The organism is Sphaerotilus sp. (genome assembly GCF_013299175.1).
GTDB lineage: Bacteria > Pseudomonadota > Gammaproteobacteria > Burkholderiales > Burkholderiaceae_C > Sphaerotilus.
The window spans coordinates 1-21,946 of record NZ_JAAFKF010000007.1 but is presented as its reverse complement, the minus strand read 5'-3'; the positions used below and the strand labels follow the sequence as shown (position 1 = coordinate 21,946).

At 69.7% G+C, this 21,946-nt stretch carries 14 protein-coding genes; 7 read left to right on the top strand and 7 right to left on the bottom strand.

The window, feature by feature from the left end; translation table 11 throughout:
* Nucleotides 1-3: 3 nt before the first annotated feature.
* Nucleotides 4-822, bottom strand: a complete 819-nt coding sequence (locus QZW52_RS02360; protein ID WP_293994797.1) for a carbon-nitrogen hydrolase family protein — start codon at nucleotides 820-822, stop codon at nucleotides 4-6.
* Nucleotides 819-4,988 carry a YhdP family protein gene (locus QZW52_RS02355; RefSeq protein ID WP_293994795.1) on the bottom strand — a complete coding sequence of 1,390 codons (4,170 nt, stop codon included), beginning with the start codon at nucleotides 4,986-4,988 and terminating at the stop codon, nucleotides 819-821. The genes QZW52_RS02360 and QZW52_RS02355 overlap by 4 nt, the downstream gene beginning before the upstream one ends.
* Nucleotides 4,989-5,055: 67 nt before the next feature.
* Here QZW52_RS02355 and glnE point away from each other — a divergent pair, with 67 nt between their 5' ends.
* Both glnE and rrtA read left to right on the top strand, forming a co-directional pair.
* A complete protein-coding gene (gene glnE, locus QZW52_RS02350; protein ID WP_293994792.1) occupies nucleotides 5,056-7,821 on the top strand; it encodes a bifunctional [glutamate--ammonia ligase]-adenylyl-L-tyrosine phosphorylase/[glutamate--ammonia-ligase] adenylyltransferase in 2,766 nt (921 codons plus the stop codon).
* The gene (rrtA, locus tag QZW52_RS02345) at nucleotides 7,800-8,438 is read left to right on the top strand and encodes a rhombosortase (RefSeq protein WP_293994790.1); all 639 of its coding nucleotides are present in this window, start codon (nucleotides 7,800-7,802) and stop codon (nucleotides 8,436-8,438) included. Before glnE ends, rrtA begins: the two co-directional genes overlap by 22 nt.
* Here rrtA and QZW52_RS02340 read toward each other — a convergent pair.
* From QZW52_RS02340 to QZW52_RS02330, 3 genes are all read right to left on the bottom strand, one after another.
* The gene (locus QZW52_RS02340; protein WP_434738255.1) at nucleotides 8,386-10,287 is read right to left on the bottom strand and encodes a potassium transporter Kup; all 1,902 of its coding nucleotides are present in this window, start codon (nucleotides 10,285-10,287) and stop codon (nucleotides 8,386-8,388) included. The genes rrtA and QZW52_RS02340 overlap by 53 nt on opposite strands.
* 126 nt (nucleotides 10,288-10,413) lie before the next feature.
* On the bottom strand, nucleotides 10,414-10,671 hold the full coding sequence (gene grxC, locus QZW52_RS02335; RefSeq protein WP_293994787.1) for a glutaredoxin 3: 258 nt from the start codon (nucleotides 10,669-10,671) through the stop codon (nucleotides 10,414-10,416).
* A 25-nt stretch (nucleotides 10,672-10,696) separates the two neighbouring features.
* Complete coding sequence (locus QZW52_RS02330) at nucleotides 10,697-11,107, bottom strand: rhodanese-like domain-containing protein (protein WP_293994785.1); 411 nt, start codon at nucleotides 11,105-11,107, stop codon at nucleotides 10,697-10,699.
* A gap of 121 nt (nucleotides 11,108-11,228) precedes the next feature.
* On the opposite strand from QZW52_RS02330, the gene gpmA reads away from it, so the two are divergent.
* Nucleotides 11,229-11,972: a 2,3-diphosphoglycerate-dependent phosphoglycerate mutase gene (gpmA, locus tag QZW52_RS02325; RefSeq protein WP_293994782.1), complete on the top strand. Its 744-nt coding sequence runs from the start codon at nucleotides 11,229-11,231 to the stop codon at nucleotides 11,970-11,972.
* Between the two features lie 70 nt (nucleotides 11,973-12,042).
* Here the strand turns inward: gpmA and QZW52_RS02320 are convergent, their stop codons facing one another.
* The gene (locus tag QZW52_RS02320; RefSeq protein ID WP_293994780.1) at nucleotides 12,043-12,405 is read right to left on the bottom strand and encodes a DciA family protein; all 363 of its coding nucleotides are present in this window, start codon (nucleotides 12,403-12,405) and stop codon (nucleotides 12,043-12,045) included.
* On the opposite strand from QZW52_RS02320, the gene QZW52_RS02315 reads away from it, so the two are divergent.
* The 4 genes from QZW52_RS02315 (at nucleotide 12,385) to argJ (ending at nucleotide 18,250) form a co-directional block, all read left to right on the top strand.
* Entirely contained in the window at nucleotides 12,385-13,416 is a 1,032-nt protein-coding gene (locus QZW52_RS02315) for a M23 family metallopeptidase (protein WP_293994778.1), read from the top strand. The genes QZW52_RS02320 and QZW52_RS02315 overlap by 21 nt on opposite strands.
* Nucleotides 13,417-13,568: 152 nt before the next feature.
* On the top strand, nucleotides 13,569-16,325 hold the full coding sequence (gene secA / locus QZW52_RS02310; RefSeq protein ID WP_293994776.1) for a preprotein translocase subunit SecA: 2,757 nt from the start codon (nucleotides 13,569-13,571) through the stop codon (nucleotides 16,323-16,325).
* Nucleotides 16,326-16,352: 27 nt separating this feature from the next.
* Nucleotides 16,353-16,961: a GNAT family N-acetyltransferase gene (locus QZW52_RS02305; RefSeq protein WP_293994773.1), complete on the top strand. Its 609-nt coding sequence runs from the start codon at nucleotides 16,353-16,355 to the stop codon at nucleotides 16,959-16,961.
* A gap of 59 nt (nucleotides 16,962-17,020) precedes the next feature.
* Nucleotides 17,021-18,250 (top strand): bifunctional glutamate N-acetyltransferase/amino-acid acetyltransferase ArgJ, encoded by a 1,230-nt coding sequence (gene argJ / locus QZW52_RS02300; protein WP_293994771.1) that lies wholly within the window; start codon nucleotides 17,021-17,023, stop codon nucleotides 18,248-18,250.
* A 6-nt stretch (nucleotides 18,251-18,256) separates the two neighbouring features.
* On the opposite strand, the gene QZW52_RS02295 is transcribed toward argJ, so the two are convergent.
* Nucleotides 18,257-21,946: immunoglobulin-like domain-containing protein (locus QZW52_RS02295; protein WP_293994768.1), on the bottom strand; the 3,690-nt coding region annotated here is incomplete at its 5' end.

Genomic DNA, 21,946 nt, shown 5'->3' with positions numbered 1-21,946 from the left:
GGCTCAGAGCCGCCGGTGCTGCAGCGCCGGCAGTTGCCGGCGCACACGGTCCAGCAGCACCGGGTCCATCTCGGCCAGCACGACGCCCTCGCCCTCGTCCAGCTCGGCCAGCACGGTTCCCCACGGGTCCACGACCATCGAGTGCCCCCAGGTGCGCCGGCCGTTTTCGTGGTGTCCGCCCTGGGCGCTGGCGATGACGTAGCACTGGTTTTCCACCGCCCGGGCGCGCAGCAGCAGCGCCCAATGCGCCTGCCCGGTCGGCCAGGTGAAGGCGGCCGGCACCACCAGCACGCTGCACGGTGGCTGCATCAGGCGCCGATACAGCTCCGGAAACCGCAGGTCATAGCAGACCGACAACCCCACCCGGTGGACCCCACCGTCGCGCGCCACCGCATCGAAAGCCACCGGCTCCGCGCCCGGCCGCAGGGTGGCGGCCTCGTCGTAGCGGCGCTCGCCGTCGTCGTAGCGGAACAGGTGGATCTTGTCGTAGCGGGCCGCGAGCGCACCGTCCGGCCCGTGGACCAGCGAGGTGTTGGCGGCGTGTTCAGGGTCGCCATCCAGGGCCATCGGCAGCGTGCCGCCCACCAGCCACACCCCCAGCGTGCGGGCGAGTGCCGCCAGCGTGGCCTGGACCGGGCCGTGTCCGGGTGGCTCGGCCACGGCCAGCTTGTCGCGGTCCTGCCATCCCATCAGGCAGAAGTATTCGGGCAACACGACCAGCTCTGCCCCCTGCTGCGCGGCGTGGGTGACGAGTTCGGTGGCGCGGGCGAGGTTGTCGCCGATCCGGGGCGACGAGACCATCTGGATGGCGGCGACTTTCATGGCATCTGGTCCTTTCGGGGCAGGGGATGGGCGTCTTGGGTGCGGTCGATGGGCGTGACCAGTGGCGTGTCCCAGTGGCCGGTGATGTGGAATTCGCGGGTGGCGGCTTCGGCGAGCGGGCGCTGCAGCAGCCACTGGGTCACCAGCGTGCCCAGCCCCACCACCGGGTTCACCACGGCATAGGCCAGCGAGGCCGCCCCGGCGTTGAGGTCCGGCACCACCCAGACCCGCACGTCCTGCGTGGCGCTGCCCAGGCTGGTGCTGCCCTCGGCGAGCACCATGGCCTGCACGCTGCGCACCCGCAGGTTGTGCGTGCGGGCCTGGCCGCGCTGGATCTGCACGTCGCCGTCGAGGTGGTCGAAGCTGAAGCCCTGCTGGTAGAGATCGCGGAAGTCGAGCGAGAGCCGCCGCGTCAGCGATTGCAGGTTGAGCACGCCCAGCAGGCGGCCAGCACCACCGGGATCGGCCTGCAGCCACTGGCCACCAGCGAAGTCCAGCCGCACCGCGCCGCCCAGTTGCGCCAGCGCCAGCGCGGTGGGCGGGCCGGGCCAGTGGAGCTGTCCGCCGATCTGGCCGCGCCCGCCGCGCAGCGTGCCGGGCCAGCCCAGTTGGTCGAGCCACCGCCCGCCGTCGTCCACCTCCAGCCGGAAGGTCAGGCGGCTGGTGCCCGGACCTGCATCGGTGGCGGCGTGGGCGGAGGTGTCCGGGTCGGCGGGGTTCCACTGGCCCACCGCCTGCAGCCGCGCTTCGGGACGCGTGAGCGAGAACTGCTGCAGGTGCCATTCCCCGGTCGCCGTGGTGGGCAACCGAGCCGCCGGGGCGGGGCCACCCTGCAAGGCGAGTCGGCCGAGGTGGCGCTCCCCCACCACGAGGTCATCGACCACCACGTCGAGCGCGGGCAGCGGCTCCGCGCTGGCCGGGCGGTGGACGCCCGCCTCGGCCAGTGGATCGATGGGCAGCGGCAGCGCCAGACGCCCGAGCCGCACCTGCACCGCGCCCGTCCGCCGCGTGAGCTGCCCGGCGAACTGGTCGGTTTCTACGGCACCGCTCCAGACCGGGGCAGCGGGCGTGCCGGTCTGCTGGAGCTGGGCGCGGACGCCGGTCAGGCGGTGGCCGTGCAGCGTGAGGTCCGCCACCTGCAGGCGCACCTGGCGCAGCACGGCGGCCAGCCCACTGTCCGCGCCCGCGGTCGCCGGCTGGCTCTGCTGTTCCAGCCAGCCTTGCCACGCGTCCAGCGACAAGCGCGGCAGCACGACACTGACGCCGAGTCCGCTGTCCGGCCACGGCAGGCCATCGGCTGCGCCCACCTGCACCCGCCCGCCCAGCAGCCGATCGCCGTGATCGCCCTCGAACAGCAGCCGGGTGTGGAGCACCGGTGCTGCGGCCGTGCCTGCGTCGATCTGCAGCCCGGTGTGTGCCGGGTTGGCCTGCGGTGCGAGGCGCACCCGCAGCGGCAGGGCCTGCGCCGCCGGCTTGCGCAGCGGCGCAGGCAGGCGGCTGGTCAGCCCGGTGAGGTCGCTGTCCACCTGCACGGTCGGACCACCCGGGGTGAGGTCGAGCTGGAGCCGGTAGTCGGCTTGTCCATCGAATGCGTGCGCCAGCCGTGCGACAGGGGCGACCGTGTCGAGCGTGCGCAGGCCCTGTGCGGTCGCGCTGCCATGGCCGGCGAAACGCAGCACGCCGGTGTCGTCCAGGTGCCCCTCGAAGGCGAGCGGGCCGCCCGCCACCTGGGCCACGCCCTGCGAGAGCCGGAAACTGTGTTCGGTGAAGTCGAGCTGTGCTTGCAGGTGGTCGAGCGCGGGTGTGTCCGGGCGCATCTGCAGCCGCGTGTCGGCCAGATCGACGTGGCCCTGCACGGTGGTGTCCCCGGCCCGCTGCAGCGGCACGGCGAGTTGCAGTGCCAGCCGGGCGAGTCCATCGCCCTGGGCGGGCGCGAAGGCGTGGTCCAGCCACCCGTCGATCGGGCTGGTGCGCAGGTAGTGCAGCGTGTCGGTGACGGGACCGTGGCCGTGGCCGCGCAGGTGCAGCACGGGGTCGTGGCCGAGGTTGTCGATGCTGCCCTCGATCGCCTCCAGCGCGAAGCGACCACCGCCGGTCTGGCCGAGCCGCGCACGGGTCTGCAGCAGCCGCAGGCGCTGGCCGTCGATGACGAGCTGGCCGGCGCCATCGGTCCAGTGCGGCCAGGCGCTGCCGGGCACGGCGTCGAGGGTGACGCCCTCGAAGTGGCCGCCGAGGGCGAACTCGCCCTGCTCCGGCGCCGGGTAGGGAAAGTCGAGCACGGGACCGCGTACCCGTGCGCGCACGTTCTGCGCCGATCCGCTCAGCACCGCGGCCCGCACGTAGTCGCGCACCGAGGCCGCCAGACCCAGCGGCAGGTAGCGGTGGATGCGGTCGGCGCGGAGCTGGTGGACGGTGGCGTCGAGGTCCAGCGTGCCGGGCAGCCAGCCACTGCGGCCGAAGGTCGGACCACCCGGCGGGCCGCTGCGCCAGTGACCGGAGAACGCGCCGTCCCCGTCGGCGTTGGCAAAGACGGCGTGTCGCACCGCGACCTCGATGGCCGGGCGCGTACCCGGCGCTGCATTGCGCGGGCGGTGCAGTTGCCAGCGCACGTCGGCCTGCAGGTGGTCGAGCGCGACGCGGGGCTGTTCGAACACGCCGGGGAAGTCGAGTTCGCCCGCATGGATGCGCAGATCGGCCTGGCCGCCGAGGTCCGTGGCGTCGAAGCGCACGTGGCCGCCGCGCAGGCCGGGGCGACCCGGCGTGGCGGTCGCGGTGAGGGCGGCGGTGACGGGGGCTGCCGCCAGTTGCAGCGCATCGGCCGCACCGCGGGCGCGCCAGTGGTCGGGGCGCTCCACGTCGCCGGTCCATTCGCAGGCGAGCTGGCGCACCTGGCCGCGCGGGCGGGTGGCGTCCAGCAGCCGCCGCACCGGCTCGGCCAGCGGCACATGCGCCGCCGACTGCGCCAGCAAGCCCAGATCGACCAGTGATGCCGTGAACGTGCCACCCGTCCACGCGCCGGGAGCGCCGCGCAGGGTCAGCTCCAGGTCGGTGGCGGGCCATGCGCTCGGGTCGGGGGTGGCGGTGGTGGCCGTGGCGTCGGCAGGTGGCTGTGACTGGAACGAGAGCTGGTGCGCCCGCACCACGCTGCCCTGGTCGCCATGGCGCACCTCCAGTTGCCCGGCAATGCGCCGCAGCGCCACCGGCGGCAGCCCCTTGGCGACCCGCAGCGTGACCGCCTGCAACTGCAGGTCCGCGGTGGCGCCGGACAGGCGGCCCTGTGCCACGTCGATGCGGGTGGCCAGGCGGCCACGGCCTTCCAGCAGGTCGAACGGCAGATCCACATGCCGACGCAACTGGCTCACATCGACCAGCGGCCAGTCGGCCTGCACGGCGCCCTCCCACTGGCGCCAGTCGCCGGGGTGCTGCAGCCCGGCCATCGACAGCAGCGTGCGCAGCGGGTGGGTCATCTCGGCGCTGACGGTGAAGCGGCTGCCCCAGCCCTGCGGCGGCGTGGCGCTCAGGTGGAGGACGTGGCGGCCCAGCGGGTTGCGCAGGTCCAGGTCCACGCCCGTCAGCACCAGCGGCTCTGCACCGCGCTGCTCGTCCTGCCACGACAGGCTGGCCCCGTGCAGCCGGATCTCGGACTGGCTGAAGAGCCAGTCGGCCACCTGTCCGCCACCGTCCACCGCGTCGGTGCGCTCCAGCGGCAGACCGGCGAGGAACACCCGTCCGCGCACGTCGCGGCGCACCGCCAGGTGCAGCGCGTCGAAGGCCAGCCGCTGCACATGCGGTAGCCAGCGCGTGGGCGAACGCGGCAAGAGCGAACCGGGCGTGATCACGGCCTCGACCCGCGCCAGGCGCAGCGCCTCCTGTCCCCGTGCATCGACCAGGCGCAGGTCGTGCAGCGTCACCACCGGCGCCCACGCATTGCCCGTGACCTGCAGCCCGCCCAGCCGCACCTCCAGCCCCAGCGAGTGGCTCGCCCAGGCTTGCAGCTCAGGTTTCCAATGCGCCAGGCGCGGCAAAATCCCCCACTGCAGGATCAGCCACGCGGTCAACGTCAGGGCAGCCAGGGCAGCCATGCTCCAGAATGCGACGCGCAGCAGCAACCCGCCGGCACGCCGGCTCCAGTGCAGCAGATCGGATGACCAGGGAACCACAGGCATGAATGCAGCCGAACCAGGCGCCGGTGAACGGAACACAGCGAAGCTAGCACAGACCCGAAAGAATGCCATGCAGACCCCCTCCGAGACGGCCGTGACCTCCGTCACCTCCGCCGGTGCTGACCACAGCCGCTACGTGCAGCGGGTGCGCCGGGTGCGCGGTGCCGATCTGGCGCTGCTGGCCGAAGGCGCGCCGCAGCGGCACACCATCCAGTCCACGCTCGACGCCTGGCTGGCGCGGGGCCGCAGCCTCGCCTCTGCGCTGCGGCTGACGCGGCAGTTGGTGATGGAGCGGCTGGTGGTGCTGGATGTCGAGCAGCAGGCCGAGGTCGAGGTCGTCACCCGCGCGATGACCGAGCTGGCCGAAGTGACGCTCGACGCTGCGCTGGCCGCCGCCCGCGCGGAGCAGGACGCCCTGCACGGCACCCCGCGCACCGCCGATGGTGCCCCGATCGATTTCTGGATCGTTGGCATGGGCAAGCTCGGTGCGCGCGAGCTGAACGTGTCCTCCGACATCGACCTGGTCTACGTCTACGAGGCGGATGGCCAGACTGTCGGGCGCCCGCAGGGGGGCGGTGTGCTGTCGGCGCACGAATACTTCTCGCTGGTGGCGCGCTCGCTGCGGGCGCTGATCGGCGACGTGACCGAGGATGGCTTCGTCTTCCGTGTCGATCTGGCGCTGCGGCCCAACGGCAACTCCGGCCCGCCCGTGGTGAGTCTGGCGATGCTCGAAGAGTATTTCCTGGTGCAGGGGCGCGAGTGGGAGCGGTTCGCGTGGCTCAAGAGCCGGGTCGTCGCGCCGCAGGACGCCATCGCGTCGGGCCGGGCGCGGGCGCTGGGCGAGGTGGTGACGCCGTTCGTGTACCGGCGCTACCTCGACTACGGCGTCTTCGAGGGCCTGCGCCAGTTGCACCAGAAGGTGCGCGACGAGGCCAACCGGCGCGCCGCCGGCCGCCCCGAGCGCGCCAACGACGTGAAGCTTTCGCGGGGTGGCATCCGCGAGATCGAGTTCATCGTGCAGTTGCTGCAGGTGGTGCGTGGTGGTCAGTTTCCCGAGATCCGCACCCGCCCGACGCCCAAGGCACTGCAGCGGCTGGCCGGTGTCGGCCTGATCCCGCCCGAGACGGCCGACAAGCTGGCCGCGGCCTACACCTTCCTGCGCCGGATCGAGCACCGCATCCAGTACCTCGACGACCAGCAGACCCACCTGCTGCCTACGGTGGACGCCGATCTGCGCTGGATCGCGGCCTCGATGGGGCTGGCGGCCTGCACTGCCGACACCTGCGAGCTGCTCGACGCCTTGTGTACCCACCGCGAGCTGGTGGCGACCGAGTTCGATGCCTTGCTGCACGAAGGACGCAGCACCCCCGCGCGGGCAGGCACGGGCAGTTGCAGCCGCTGCACCGGCGCACCACCGACGCTGGAGCAATTGCCGCAGGCGCCCGAGCTGACCGCGGCGCTGGCGGAGCGGCTGCGGCTGCTGGTGGCGTCGCCGCGGGTGGCGCTGCTGCGCGACGAGGGGCGCGCGCGGCTGGTGCGGCTGCTGCTGCGGGCGCATCGGCTGGCGCTGGCGCCGGCAGGCGCGGGTGAGGGTGCGCTGTTGCGCTTCATCGACTGGCTGGAGCCGCTGCTGCGCCGCGAGAGCTATCTGGCGCTGCTGGCGGAGCGGGGCGAGGTGCTGGGGCGGCTGCTGCACCTGCTGGGACTGGCGCGGTGGCCGATGCGCTACCTCATGCAGCACCCCGGCGTGATCGACGAACTGGCCGACGCACGGCTGATGCACGAACGGTTTGACGCCACCGCCTATGCCCGCGACCTGGAGGATCGCCACCAGGCCTGGATACGCGCTGGCGAGGCCGACGAGGGGGCGCTGCTCGACACGCTGCGCCGCGCCCACCAGGCCGAGACGTTCCGCACGCTGGTGCGCGATGTCGAGGCCGAGATCACCGTCGAGCAGGTCGCCGACGACCTCTCCGCGCTGGCCGATGCGACGCTGGAGCGCACGCTGCACTGGGCCTGGCACCACCTGCGCACCCGTCACCGCGAGACGCCCTGCTTCGCCGTGGTCGCCTACGGCAAGCTCGGTGGTAAAGAGCTTGGTTACGGCAGCGACCTTGACATCGTCTTCCTCTACGACGACGAGGACACCCGCGCCAGCGAGGTCTACGCCGCCTTCGCCCGCAAGCTCATCACCTGGCTGTCCCTGCGCACGGCGGCGGGCGCCCTCTACGAGATCGACACCGCGCTGCGCCCGAACGGCAACGCCGGGCTGCTGGTCACGTCGGTCGCTGCCTTCGCGCGTTACCAGCAGGGCCGTGGCAGCAACACGGCGTGGACCTGGGAACACCAGGCGATCACGCGGGCGCGCTGGTGCGCTGGTGCGCCCGCGCTGGCCGAGCGGTTCGAGGCGACACGGCGTGCCGTGCTGACGGCGCCGCGGGATCTGGAGGCGCTGAAGCGCGAGATCGCTGCCATGCGCGAGCGGGTGCGCGACGCCCATGCCGTGCGGCCGACGCGCTTCGACGTGAAGCACAGCCGTGGCGGGATGATGGACGCGGAGTTTGCCGTGCAGTGGCTGGTGCTGGCCCACAGCGCCGCGCACCCGGCGCTGCAGGACAACGCCGGCAACATCGCGCTGCTGCAGCGGGCCGAGCAGGCGGGGCTGCTGTCCGCCGGCGTGGGCGTGGCCGCCGCCGATGCCTACCGTGAATTGCGCCGCGTGCAGCACCGGGCGCGGCTCGACGAAGCCCCGACGCAGGTGGACATGGTGGACCTCGGTCCCCTGCGGTCGCACCGCGACGCCGTGCTGGCGCTGTGGCGCGCGGTGTTCGGCTGAGGCCCTCGCTGCACCATGCCTGGCTGGGCGTGGGGCTGCTGCTGGTGCTGCCGAGTCTGGGGGTCGCGCTGCGGCCCGGTCTGGCGCGGCTGGTGCTGGCATGGGTGCCGGCGCTGGCGTGGAGCGAGCCGTGGCGTTGGTGGAGCGCGGCCTGGGTCCACCTGAGCGGGCTGCATCTGCTGGCCAATCTGGCGGGTGCGGCACTCGTGCTGCTGCTGGGTGGGGTGGCGCGGCTGCCACGCGAAGCCGCCTGGGCCTGGGGGCTGGCGTGGCCGCTGACGCACCTGGGCTTGCTGCTGCAGCCGGCGTTGCTGCGCTACGGCGGGCTGTCGGGTGTGCTGCACGCCGGTGTGGCGGTGGCAGCGGTGGCCTTGCTGCGCACGGCGCCGCTGCGGCGGGAGCGGGTGCTCGGGGCGCTGCTGCTGGCGGGGTTGTGCGCCAAGGTGCTGGGCGAGCGGGCCTGGGCGCACACGCTGGTCACGCCGCCCGGCTGGGACATCGCGGTCGCGCCGCTCGCCCACGCCAGCGGCACCGTTTGCGGCGTGCTGGCGGCACTGCTGCTGGTCAGATCTCGACCTTCGACCCCAGCTCCACCACCCGGTTCGTCGGCAGGTTGAGGAAGTCGGCCGCCGCGGCGGCATTGCGGTGCATGTTGGCGAACAGCTTCTCGCGCCACAGCGACATGCCGGCGCCGATCGTGGGCATCACGATGTCGCGCGACAGGAAGTAGCTGGTGTCCATCTCGTCGAGCGGCACGCCGCGTCCGGCGAGCAACTGCAGCGCCTGCGGCACGTCCGGTTCGTTCTTGAAGCCGAAGTTCAGCGTCACCTGCCAGCAGTCGTGGCCGAGTGGCTCCATGCTGATGCGCTGCTCGAAGCCGACCCAGGGGATGTCGTGGTGGCGCACCGTGACGAACAGGTTGTGCGCGTGCAGCACCTTGTTGTGCTTGAGGTTGTGCATGAGCGCATTGGGCGTCAGGCCCGGCTCGGACGACAGGAACACCGCCGTGCCGGACACGCGCACCGGCGGATGCACGAAGATGGCCTCCAGGAAGGACTTCAGGTCGATGGCTTCGTCGCGCAGCCGGTCGCTCATCAGGGCACGGCCCTGCTGCCAGGTCAGCATCAGCGTGAACATCGCGACGCCGATCACCAGCGGGAACCAGCCGCCACCGAACAGCTTGAGCATGTTCGAGGAAAAGAAGGCGAGGTCGATGACGAAGAAGAAGCCGGTGGACATCAGGCTCAGCCACAGCGGGTACTTCCAGCCGTGGCGGATGACGTAGAAGGTCATGATCGTGGTGATCGTCATGTCCAGCGTCACCGCGATGCCATAGGCCGATGCGAGGTTGGTGGAGGTCTTGAACAGCGCCACCGCCAGCACGATGAACGCGAACAACCCCCAGTTGACGAAGGGCACGTAGATCTGGCCGAGGTCGCGCACGGAGGTGTGGACGATCCGCATCCGTGGCAGCAGACCGAGCTGCACCGCCTGCCGCGTCACCGAGAACGCCGCCGTGATCAGTGCCTGCGAGGCGATCACGGTGGCGGCGGTCGCCAGGAACACCAGCGGCAGCGCAGCCCACTTCGGTGCCATCAGGAAGAAGGGGTTCTCGATGGCTTCCGGGTTTTTCAGCAGCATCGCGCCCTGGCCGAAGTAGTTGACCACCAGCGCGGGCATCACGAAGGCGTACCAGGCGATGCGGATGGGCTGCTTGCCGAAGTGGCCCATGTCGGCGTAGAGCGCCTCGCCGCCAGTCACGCACAGCACCACCGCGCCCAGGCCGACAAAGGCCACCATGGGCTGCGCGGCGAAGAAGTGGAACGCATACAGCGGGTTGAGCGCCACCAGCACGCCAGGGTTGTCGATGATGTAGGGCAGCCCGAGCGCCACCAGCACGCCGAACCACACCAGCGTCACCGGCCCGAACGCCTTGCCGATGCCACCGGTGCCGAAACGCTGCACGGCGAACAGGCCGGTCAGCACGAGCAGCGTCAGCGGCAGCACGAAGGGGTGCAGGCTCGGCGAAGCGATCTCCAGTCCCTCGATCGCCGAGAGCACCGAGATGGCCGGGGTGATGACGCCGTCGCCGTAGAAGATGGCGGTGCCGAACATGCCCACGCCCATCAGCGTGCGGTGCAGCCGCGGGCGGTCGCGCACGGCGTGGGTGGCCAGCGCGAGCATGGCGATCAGGCCGCCTTCGCCGTTGTTGTCCGCGCGCAGGATGAGCAGCACGTACTTCAGCGACACGATGACCGTCATGGTCCAGAAGATCAGGGAGAGCACGCCGAGGATGTTGTCTGGCGTGGTCGGGACATGCCCGGCGTGGAAGACTTCCTTGAGGGCGTACAGCGGGCTGGTGCCGATGTCGCCGTAGACGACGCCCAGGGCGCCGAGGGTCAGGGCAGCGAGGTCGCGTGGCGTGGCGCGCTGCGAGTGTGCGGAGGTCACCGGAAGGCGGGCCAATCGTGAGATTCGCCTTGAGTCAAAACCGCGGATTGTGCGCCTGCCCCTCGCAAAAGCCTTGCACCTTGCGCTGAAGGCGGCCAGCAGGTGTTGCCTGCGGCCGTCAGTGGCGGTGCCGACGCGGACTCAGGCGTGCAAAAGCGGCAGCAGTCCGCCCGCGCTGTCGAGTGCCATCAGGTCGTCGCAGCCGCCGATGTGGGTGTCGCCGATGAAGATCTGCGGCACCGAGCGGCGGCCGGTCAAGGCCATCATCTGCGCTTGCTGGTCGGGGTGCAGGTCGATGCGGACCTCGTCGATCTCGGCCACGCCGCGTTGCTTGAGCAGCATCTTGGCGCGCACGCAGTAGGGGCAGACCTGCGTGGTGTACATCTTCACGGGCTTCATGGTGGTGCGTCCTTGCGTTGCGGTGTCAGGCGGATTTCTCGATCGGCAGACCAGCCTCGCGCCAGCCGGCCATGCCGCCTTGCAGCACATGCACGCGCTGGTGTCCGAGTCCGCGCACGGTGGTGGCGGCGCGGCGCGCGCGGGCGCCCGATGCACAGACCAGCACCACGGGCAGCGTCTTGTTGGTGGGCAGGCTCTTGCTGCCTTCCAGCGTCGCCAGGGGCACGCTGCGGGCGCCGACGACGTGGCCGGCGCTGAACTCGGCGCTCTCGCACACGTCGATCACCACGGCCTTTTCGCGGTTGATCATCTGCACGGTTTCGGCCGGGGTCACGGCGTCCGCGCCGCCACCCTTGCCCAGCATGGGCCACAGCAACGCACCACCCGAGGCCGCAGCCGTCAGCAGCCAGATCCAGTTGTCGAAGAGGAAGTTCACAGGGTGTGGGCGCCGGCGGGCCGCCGGCCAAGGTTGCTCAGGACGCCGATTATAGAATTCGCGCCAATTCTTCCGCCTTGCCCGTCTCTCTCTCAACTCGGCCTGCCCGGCCGCTGCTGCCATGTACAAGCTCGTTCTGATCCGCCACGGCGAATCGACCTGGAATCTGGAAAACCGCTTCACCGGCTGGACCGACGTGGAACTCACCCCCACCGGCGTCGAACAGGCCAGGCAAGCCGGCCGCCTCCTCAAGGAAGCGGGCTACGACTTCGACGTGGCCTACACCTCGGTCCTCAAGCGCGCCGTGTGGACGTTGTGGCACGCGCTCGACCAGATGGATCGCACCTGGCTGCCCGTGGTGCATGACTGGCGCCTCAATGAGCGCCACTACGGCGCATTGCAGGGCCTGAACAAGGGCGACATGGCCAAACAATACGGCGATGCGCAGGTGCTGGTCTGGCGTCGCAGCTACGACACGCCACCGCCGTCGCTGGAGGCCGACGATCCGCGCGGTCAGCGCCAGGACGTGCGCTACAGCAAGCTCCAGCCCGACCAGATTCCGCTGACCGAATGCCTCAAGGACACGGTCGCCCGCGTGATGCCGTTCTGGAACGAGTCGGTCGCGCCCGCGATCCGATCGGGTCAGCGCATCGTCATCGCCGCCCACGGCAACTCGATCCGCGCCCTGGTGAAGTACCTCGACAACATCGGTGACGACGACATCGTGGGTGTCAACATCCCCAACGGCATTCCGCTGGTCTACGAACTCGACGCCGATCTCAAGCCCATCCGCAGCTACTACCTCGGCGATGCCGAAGCCGCTGCCAAGGCCGCCGCTGCCGTGGCCAATCAGGGCAAAGCCTGAGATCTCCGAACGCTGCACTGGTGTTTGCTCAGGGCCTTGAAAGGCAGGCCCTGCCATTGCGTGCAAAATCTCACAAAGATGGTGCCTGCACGCGGATCTTGATGGTGCGGGCTGTGCAACCCTGCTGCCGCAGCGCCTGCTCCAGCCGGGGCAGCAACTGCCGCAGCTTGGCGGCGACGGCCGGGTTGGCCACCAGCAAGGTCCAGCTTTCCTGGTCGGTCGGACCCGACCGGACGTGCTGGGCCAGGGCCGGCGGCAGGAACGGGCGCACGGCGTTCATGTGGGCATTGGCGGCGGCCAGCCGTTGCTGCAAGCGCAGCAGGGGTTCGCAGCGGTCCAGTACCTGACCCAGGGGCACAGCGTCCGGCACTGCAGCGGCTGCAGCCGGTTTCGCAAGAGGAATGAAGCGACGATGGATATTCTGATCACCCATGGCGGCTTGGCGCGCACGCGCTCCATGCATGTGCGGCCGGTGCAATTGTGGCTGATCCTGTCGGCGCTCGTGGCCACGATGCTCCTGCTGTCGGGCACCGTCTACCACTTCGTCTTCCTCAAGGCCGTGCGCGATGGCTGGCCGGTGGTGAGCCAGATCGTCGGGCCGGTGCTGGGCCGGGACGCCGTGCAGCGCGAGCGTTACACCCGCGAGAATCTCGATGCCATGGCCCAGAAGGTGGGCGAGCTGCAGGCCAAGCTGCTCAAGCTCGAAGCGGTCGGCGAACGCGTGTCCGGGCTGGCCGGCATCAAGCCCGAGGAGCTGCGGGCGCTGGACGATGCGGGCAAGGCACCGGGTGCGGCCACACCGCTGGCCCATCCGACCGCAGCGGGCACGGGCGCCCGTGGCGGGCCGTTCGTGCCGGCGTCGGGTCGATCCGGTGCGCAGATCGACCAGCTCATGGGTCTGCTGGATGCACAGGCGGATCGCTCGGGTGATGTGTTCGTGCTGGTCGAGTCCCGCCTGCTGGCGCGGCGTCTGGAGTTGCTCATGGTGCCCAGCATCTCGCCGGTGGACGGACCCGTGGGGTCGGGTTTCGGTTTCCGCATCGATCCCTTCAACCGCCGCGCCGCGCTGCACACCGGACTGGACTTTCCCGCACCCACTGGCACACCGATCCACGCCGCCGCGGGTGGCCGCGTGATCGAGGCCGAACGGGACGGCGCCTATGGCATGGCACTGCAGATCGACCACGGCAACGGCCTGGTCACCCGCTACGGCCACACCTCGCAGATCCTCGTGAAGCCCGGCGATCTGGTGCGCCGTGGCCAGCAGGTGGCCCTGGTCGGCAGCACCGGCCGCTCCACCGGACCCCATCTGCACTTCGAGGTGCTGCTGGAGGACGTGCCCCAGGATCCCGCGAAGTTCCTCGCCCGCGGTGAAAGTCTCGGCGCTGCCGAGCGGGCTTCGGCTGCGGTGACCCCGCAGGTCCGGCGCCGCAAGTCCCGGTGATAAACTCAAAAGTTGTCCGAGGGCACGCCTGACCCGCGTGCCGGCCTGGCCTGCCGACGCTGCTGTTCATCCGGCCGCACCTCACCTCCTTCCGATCCCCACCCGCGACATGGGCTGAACCGCCGCGGGTTTGCTGCCTCTGCGTCCACTTCATGTTGCCCAAGCTCCTCACCCAGATTTTCGGCAGCCGCAATGACCGCCTGCTCAAGCAGTACCGGCGCGTCGTCGAGCGCGTGAGCGCGCTGGAAGTGCAATTCGAGAAGCTCTCCGAAGACGAACTGCGCGGCAAGACCAGCGAATTCCGCCAGCGCGTGGCCACCGGCACCTCGCTCGACGACCTGCTGCCCGAAGCCTTCGCCGTCGTCCGCGAGGCCGGCAAGCGTTTCATGCGCATGCGCCACTTCGACGTGCAGCTCATCGGCGGCATGGCCCTGCACAACGGCAAGATCGCCGAAATGCGCACCGGCGAAGGCAAGACGCTGATGGCGACGCTGCCGGTCTACCTCAATGCACTCGCCGGCAAGGGCGTGCATGTGGTGACGGTCAACGACTACCTCGCCGCACGCGATGCCGAGACGATGGGCGGGCTCTACAACTACCTCGGCATGACGGTCGGCGTGAACCTGCCGAACATGTCGCGGGAAGACAAGCAAGCCGCCTACGCCGCCGACATCACCTACGGCACCAACAACGAATTCGGTTTCGACTACCTGCGCGACAACATGGTCTACGAGGTGGCGGACCGCGTGCAGCGGGCGCTGAACTTCGCCATCGTCGATGAAGTGGACTCGATCCTGATCGACGAGGCCCGCACGCCGCTGATCATCTCCGGTCAGGCCGACGACCACACGGACATGTATGTGCGCATCAACGCCGTCGTGCCGCACCTGAAAAAGCAGATCGGCGAAGCGGACCCGCGGACCGGCGAAGGGGTGATCGAGCCAGGTGACTTCACGGCCGACGAGAAATCGCACCAGGTGTTCCTCACCGAAGATGGCCACGAAAAGGCCGAGGCGCTGCTGGCCGAGGCCGGGTTGCTGGTGGCAGGCGCGTCGCTGTACGACGCCGCCAACATCACGCTGGTCCACCACCTTTATGCCTCGCTGCGCGCGCACCACCTCTTCCACCGCGACCAGCACTACGTCTCGCAAAACGGCGAGATCACCATCGTGGACGAGTTCACCGGGCGCCTGATGACAGGTCGCCGCTGGTCGGACGGGCTGCACCAGGCGGTGGAGGCCAAGGAAGGCGTGAAGATCCAGGCCGAGAACCAGACGCTGGCCTCGATCACCTTCCAGAACTATTTCCGCATGTACGCCAAGCTCGGCGGCATGACCGGCACGGCCGACACCGAAGCCTACGAGTTCCAGGAAATCTACGGCCTGGAGACGGTCGTGATCCCGCCGAACCGCCCGATGGTGCGCAAGGACGAGCTGGATCTGGTCTACAAGACCGGCCGCGAGAAGTACGAGGCGGTGGTCAAGGACATCCAGGAGTGCTACGGCCGCGGCCAGCCGGTGCTGGTGGGCACGACCTCGATCGAGAACTCCGAACTCGTCGCCGAGATGCTGACCAAGGTGGGTCTGCCGCACCAGGTGCTCAACGCCAAGCAGCACGCCCGCGAGGCGACCATCATCGCCCAGGCTGGCAGCCCGAAGATGGTGACGATCGCCACCAACATGGCCGGCCGCGGCACCGACATCGTGCTGGGCGGCAACGTCGAGAAGCAGGTGCAGCTCGTCGAAGCCGACCCCGACCTGTCGGACGCCGACAAGGCCGTGCGCGTCGAGCAGCTCAAGCGCGAATGGCAGGGCCTGCACGACCAGGTCAAGTCGCTGGGTGGCCTGCGCATCGTCGCCACCGAGCGCCATGAAAGCCGCCGTATCGACAACCAGTTGCGGGGCCGCGCTGGCCGCCAGGGCGATCCGGGCTCGTCGCGCTTCTACCTGTCGCTGGATGATCCGCTGATGCGCATCTTCGCGGGTGACCGCGTCAAGGCGATCATGGACCGGCTGAAAATGCCCGACGGCGAGGCGATCGAGGCCGGCATCGTCAGCCGCTCGATCGAGAGCGCGCAGCGCAAGGTCGAGGCCCGCAACTTCGACATGCGCAAGCAGTTGCTGGAGTACGACGACGTTTCCAACGACCAGCGCAAGGTGATCTACCAGCAGCGCAACGAGCTGCTGGAGCAGACCGACATCGACGCACAGATCACGCACCTGCGCCGCGGCGCGATGACCGACGTGGTGCGGACGTTCGTGCCGGTCGAGAGCGTCGAGGAGCAGTGGGATCTGGACGGGCTGGAGAAGACGCTGCGCGAGGAATGGCAGCTCGACGTGCCGCTCAAGGCCCAGGTCGAGTCCAGCCAGGAAGCCACCGACGAGGACATCGTCGAGGCGGTGCGCGTGGCCGCGGATGCCGCCTACAACGCCAAGGTGGAGATGGTCGGCGCTACCCAGTTCGGCAACTTCGGCCGCATGGTGCTGCTGCAGGCGATCGACACCCACTGGCGCGATCACCTCTCGGCGCTGGACTACCTGCGCCAGGGCATCCACCTGCGCGGCTACGCCCAGAAAAACCCGAAGCAGGAGTACAAGCGCGAGGCGTTCGAACTCTTCAGCCAGCTCCTGGATGTGGTAAAAATGGAGGTGACTCGTCTGCTGATGACGGTGCGTATCCAGAATCCGGAAGAAGTGGCACAGGCGGCGGTGGCCATCGAAGAGCGTGCAGAGCACCTCGCCAATGTCACCTACACCCATCCCAACGAAGATGGCAGCGTCTCGCAAGAAGCCGCCGATCCCTCCGAGCAGCCGCTGTCCGAGCAACTGATGCAACGCACTGGCCGCAACGATCCCTGTCCCTGCGGCAGCGGCAAGAAGTTCAAGCTCTGCCACGGCAAATTGACCTGAACCTTGGCCGCCCGCGCCGAGAAGCCCATGACGCCTGATACCTTTCGCCGAAGCCCGGAAACCATTCCGGGTCGCCGCGTCCGCCTGGAGAAGATCCACCCCCGCCACGCTCCGGCCTTCCATGCCAGCGTGCAGCGTTCGATGGTCGATCTGGACTTCGTCGCCTGGGGCCACCACCACTGGAACGCTGTCGCCGCACTCGAACACTGCGAGCGCCAGCGCGACTGGGTGGACAGCGAAGGCGAGGGCGTGATGTACCTGGCCTTCGAGTACGACACCGGCACCTACGTGGGCTGTGTCGATCTGCACAGCGCCGATTTCGGCGTCCCACGCTGTCAGCTTGGCTTCGTTGGCTGCAGCCGCCAGCGTGGACGCGGCCTGATGCGCGACGCGGCGCTGGCGCTCATGGACTGGGCCTACAACCGCGGCATGGCGCGCATCGAGGTGTGGTGCGACGTGCGCAACACGCGCGCGCTGGCGTTCACCGAGAGTCTGGGCTTGCAGCGCGAAGGTCTCATGCGCAAGGTGGAGCGCGACGCGCGTGGCCAGTTGTGCGACCAGCACCTGCTGGCCCGCCTGTCCACCGACAGCCTCCCTACAATCGCCGTTTCGCGCGACAGCGTGGCCACTGCCTGACACTGATCGGCAAGCGGGGGCCGCGTCTGCGCTCCTCTTGCTTCGACTGTCAGAGTGCCATGCCCGTCAACCTCACCGCTCCCAACCCCCAGGACTTGCACCCGGTCGCCGGCGTGCAGCTCGGCACCACCATGGCCGGCGTGCGCAAGGCCAACCGCCGTGACCTGACTGTCGTGCTGCTGGAGCCCGGCAGCAGTGTCGCGGGGGTGTTCACCAAGAACCGCTTCTGTGCCGCACCGGTGCAGATCTGCCGCGACCACCTCGCCGCCGGCCCCGCCAAGCGCGCCATCGTCATCAACACCGGCAACGCCAACGCCGGCACGGGCGACGACGGCCTGGTCCGCGCCCGCACCGTGTGCGTGGCGCTCGCGCAGATGCTGGACATCGCGCCCGAGGAGGTGCTGCCGTTCTCGACCGGCGTGATCATGGAGACGCTGCCGAGCGAGCGCATCCTCGCCGGTCTGCCGGCGGCGCTGGCCGATGCGCGGCCGGACCACTGGGCCGAAGCCGCCGCCGGCATCATGACCACCGACACCTTGCCCAAGGCGGCGTCGCGGCAGGTCGTGATCGGCGGCAAGACCGTGACCGTGACCGGCATCAGCAAGGGCGCCGGCATGATCCGCCCGAACATGGCCACCATGCTCGGTTTCGTCGCCACCGACGCCGCGATCGACCCCGCGCTGCTGCAGCCGCTGGTGACGGAGGCCGCCAACCGCAGCTTCAACCGCATCACCATCGACGGCGACACGTCCACCAACGACAGCTTCCTGCTGATCGCCACGCACCAGGCCGGCAACCCGGCCATCACCGCGCTGGACTCGGTGGATGGCCAGGCGCTGCGCGCTGCGGTCGTTGCCGTGTCGCAGCAACTCGCGCAGGCCATCGTGCGCGACGGCGAGGGCGCCACCAAGTTCATCACCGTGTGCATCGAAGGTGGTCGCACCGAGGACGAGTGCCTGCAGGCCGCCTACGCCATCGCCCATTCGCCGCTGGTCAAGACCGCATTCTTCGCCAGCGACCCGAACCTCGGCCGCATCCTGGCCGCCGTCGGCTATGCGGGCATCGCCGACCTCGACCAGACGCGGATCGACCTGTACCTCGACGAGGTGCATGTCGTCCACCAGGGCGGGCGCCGCGCCGCGTACCGCGAAGAAGACGGCCAGCGCGTGATGCAGCAAGCCGAGATCACGGTGCGCGTCGGGCTGAACCGTGGTGACGCCGCCGCCACGGTCTGGACCTGCGATTTCTCGCACGAGTACGTCACGATCAACGCCGACTACCGGAGCTGATGCGGCTCAGCAGGTGTGCAGCGCGTCGGCGTGCTGCTGGATGAGCGTCTGGGCCAGGTGTGCATCGATCGAGGTGCCGCCACCCAGGCAATCCGCCGGGCCGGACGAGGTGCCGCAGGCAGGTGCCGGCGGTGCAGGGGCCGCGGCCGGCGCGGATGTGGAGGACGTGCTGCCACAGCCTGTGCTGCTCCAGTTTGCCAGCGCGTCGTGGCTGCTACCGCTGCCCAGCACGTCACCCAGGTGCAGATTGGAGTTGCTGCCGCAGGTGCCGGTCGTGCCTGTGCCTGTGCTTGTGTCTGCGCTGGTGTTGCTGCCGCCACTGGGGTCGCTGTGGTGATCCGCCAGTGTCCAGGACAGCACGCCACCACTGAGACAGGAGGGCGTATCGGTGTGTGCGGGCGTCGGTTCCGGTGCGGGCGCAGGCGTGGGCGCTGGTGCGCAGGTGCCGTTGAACGACGCGCTGCCGTCGGCGTTGACGCTCAGGGTCATCTGGCCGCCGCGGGTGTCGCCGTCGCGGTCGGTGACGGTGAAGGACAGCACTTCCTGGTAGTCCGCCCGTGCGCCGGCCGGGGCCTGGTAGGTGTAGTGGCCGGTCTCCATGTCGAAGGTGAACTCGCCGCCGGTCGCCGTCTTGAACGTGACCGTGTCGGAGACGCTCGTGGCCGGATCCCAGGCGTGGTGGACACCGTTGACGACGATGTCGCTCAGGTGGCCGCCGTCCGCGCCGGTGACGCTGTGCAGGCCGCCATCGACCACATCCCCCGTGATGGCTGGCGCCACGGTGTGCGCCAGGACGGCATCCAGTTGCGTGAAGCTGGTGATGAGCAGCGGCGAGAGGTCGTCGGTGCCCGTGAGTCCGTTCCACGCCACCGGCTCCAGCGCCGACACCGGCACGTCCTTGCCCAGCCCGATGGCATACGACTGGATGTCATGCTGGTCGAGGAAACTCTGCCAGACCTGCTGCTCGCCGGTGTCGATGCCCACGTCGCTGGTCGGCAGGTTCGGCCGTCCGTCGGAGAAGAAGTACGCGACGTTGTGGCCGCCGTCGAGGTGGCCGGGATCGGTGAAGGCACTGCGGGCGGTGTCGAGGGCGGCGTCGTAGTTGGTGTTGCCACTGGCGGACAGTGACGCCAGGGTGGATTTCGCCTCGGCTGCCGTCATCCAGTGGTCGCCGCGTTCGGCGCCGGTGGTCGAGAACGTCACCAGCCGCACCGCCACCTCGCCCTGGTTGTCGTAGGAGTCGATCAGCTTGGTGATGGACTGGATGGCGCTTTGCAGGCGGGTTGCGCCGTTGATGCCGTCGCAGGTGTTCATCGAGCCGGACACGTCCAGCGTGATCAGCAGGTTGTTCTGCACCAGGCTCAGGTCGGCGCTGCGGGCGGTGCAGAACGGCGTCGGCGAGTCGTCGCGCACCGTCACGTCGAGCGTGGCCGTGCTGGTGGACTGGCCGTCGCTGACCTGCACGCCCAGCGACAGCGTGAGCGTGTCCTCGGTGTTGCGCACCGGGTGGTCGAGCGGGGCCTGCAGATCGACTGTGTAGTGACCCTGCGTGTCGATGGTGGCGCTCAGGACCACCTGACCGCCCGCCATGCCGACCAGCGGGTGGTCGGCCGAGCCGTCGCCGCTCCAGGTCAGCGCCTTGCCGCCGCTGGCGTACAGGCCGGTGGGCGCTTCCAGCGTGAAGGTGAGGCTGGGGCTGTCCACGTCGCTGAACTGCAGGGTGCCGCTGGCGTGGGTGGCGTGGGATTCGGTGGCCGAGTCGGGGTGTCCACCGGCCAGCCCTTCCTCGCTGACGGCGGCGGTGGCGCCGTGCAGGGTCGGGGCATCGTTGACCGGCGTGATCGACAGCGTGAGGTGCGAGACGGTGGTGAGCGCGCCATCGCTGATGCTGCACGAGACCTCGGGCACCGGGCCGGCGTAGTCCTTGTCCGGGGTGAAGGTGTAGCGGCCGTCGGCTTCGACCACCAGGGTGCCGATGCCGGGCAGCGTCGCGGTGGTGCCGACCGGGTGGTGGACATCGCCCCAGGTGTAGCCGGTCACGCTCAGCGGATCGCCGTCGGGGTCGCTGTCGTTGGACAGGACGTTGCCGTGCAGCGGCTGGTCTTCGCGGGTGGTGCCGACATCGGCCTGTGGCGTGGGGGCGTGGGCGGTGTCGGTGATGCTGGTCGTCACGGCGTAGGCCGAGGGATTGCCGCGGATGGCCTCGAAGCCGCCGCCCGAGAGGGTGCCCAGGGTGATGGTGAAGGTCTCGGTGCCCTCGGCTGCGGCATCGGGCAGGGTGGCGATGTCGAAGTGGGCGCTGGTCTGGCCGGCGGGGACCGTGACCGTGGTGACGCGGGTGTAGTCGGTGCCGTCGGTGGCGGTGCCGGCGTAGTGGAGCTTGATCACCACGTCGGTGATGGCAGCCTGCGACAGCGTGACGGTGTAGCCGGCGGCGACTTCACCTTCGAGGACATGGCCGGGACCGGCGAGCGAAACCTGCACCGTGTCTTCGCCACCGGGCGTGGCGCCACCGGGGCCGACATCATCGACCAGGCTGGTGGTGACGGAGGTGGCCAGCGGATGGGCCAGCACGGATTCGAAGCCTCCACCGGTGATCGCGCCGAGGGCGACGACGATGTTTTCCGTGCCTTCGGCGAGTGCGTCGTCGCGGGTGGGCAGGTCGAAGTGGGCCGAGGTCTGGCCGGCCGGTACCGTGATGGTCAGCACCGGGGTGTAGTCCGTGCCCGCGGTGGCAGTGCCGGCGTAGGTCAGCGTGATCTGCACATCGGTCTGGGCTGGCTGCGACAGCGTGACGGTGTAGCCGCTGGCGGTTTCACCTTCGATCACCGAACCTGGGCCGGTGAGCGACACCAGCACGGTGTCGTGGGCGTCGGGCGGGTGGCCACCGCCGGGGGCTTGCGGGCCGGCGTCGTCGTGCAGCAGGGTCGTGACCGAGGCTTGGGCCGGGTTGCCGGCGATGGACTCGAACCCGCCACCGGAGATCTGGCCGAGTGCCACGGTGATGGTTTCGGTGCCTTCGGCGAGCGCATCGTCAATCGTTGCGATGTGAAACGTGGCCGACGATTGGCCGGCCGGGATCGTCACATTGCTGGTCTTGACATAGTCCGTGCCGTCGGTGGCGGTGCCGGAGTAGACCAGCCGCACGACGACATCGGTGACGGCAGGCTGGCTCAGCGAGACGGTGTAGCCGCCGGTGGTTTCGCCTTCGACCACGCTGTCGGGTCCGGTGATGGACACCAGCACGCGGTCGGCGTCATCTGGTGTGCCGGGGCCATTCGGCGCCAGCGGGCCGGTGTCGTCGAGGATGCAGGTCGTGACCGAGGCATGCGCCGGATCTGTCGCGATGGCCTCGAACGAGCCGCCGCTGATGGCGCCCAGCGTGACCGCGAACTGCTCGGTTCCTTCGGCCAGTGCATCGTCGGTGGTGGCGATGCCGAACGAGTAGGACGTGACGCCCGCCGGAATCGTCACCGACGCCACCTTGGTGTAATCCGCGCCGCTTTCGGCCGTGCCCGAGTAGCTCAGTTGCACGGTGACGCTGCTCGTGGCTGCCTGTGACAGCGTGATGGTGTAGCCGGAGGCGACTTCGCCTTCGACGACGGAGCCGGGGCCGGTGATGGAGACGAGGCAGGTGTCCTCGGGGCCTCTGGGGCCGGTGTCGTCCTGGAGCGTGGTCGTGAGGGTGGACTGGGT

What these genes read in the sequence shown, in the direction of transcription:
- glnE (WP_293994792.1), top strand. Translation starts at nt 5,056, where the DNA reads ATGCAGACCCCCTCCGAGACGGCCGTGACCTCCGTCACCTCCGCCGGT.
- gpmA (WP_293994782.1), top strand. Translation starts at nt 11,229, where the DNA reads ATGTACAAGCTCGTTCTGATCCGCCACGGCGAATCGACCTGGAATCTG.
- argJ (WP_293994771.1), top strand. Translation starts at nt 17,021, where the DNA reads ATGCCCGTCAACCTCACCGCTCCCAACCCCCAGGACTTGCACCCGGTC.
- QZW52_RS02315 (WP_293994778.1), top strand. Translation starts at nt 12,385, where the DNA reads ATGGATATTCTGATCACCCATGGCGGCTTGGCGCGCACGCGCTCCATG.
- grxC (WP_293994787.1), bottom strand. Translation starts at nt 10,671, where the DNA reads ATGAAGCCCGTGAAGATGTACACCACGCAGGTCTGCCCCTACTGCGTG.
- secA (WP_293994776.1), top strand. Translation starts at nt 13,569, where the DNA reads ATGTTGCCCAAGCTCCTCACCCAGATTTTCGGCAGCCGCAATGACCGC.
- QZW52_RS02360 (WP_293994797.1), bottom strand. Translation starts at nt 822, where the DNA reads ATGAAAGTCGCCGCCATCCAGATGGTCTCGTCGCCCCGGATCGGCGAC.
- QZW52_RS02305 (WP_293994773.1), top strand. Translation starts at nt 16,353, where the DNA reads ATGACGCCTGATACCTTTCGCCGAAGCCCGGAAACCATTCCGGGTCGC.
- QZW52_RS02355 (WP_293994795.1), bottom strand. Translation starts at nt 4,988, where the DNA reads ATGCCTGTGGTTCCCTGGTCATCCGATCTGCTGCACTGGAGCCGGCGT.
- QZW52_RS02320 (WP_293994780.1), bottom strand. Translation starts at nt 12,405, where the DNA reads ATGGGTGATCAGAATATCCATCGTCGCTTCATTCCTCTTGCGAAACCG.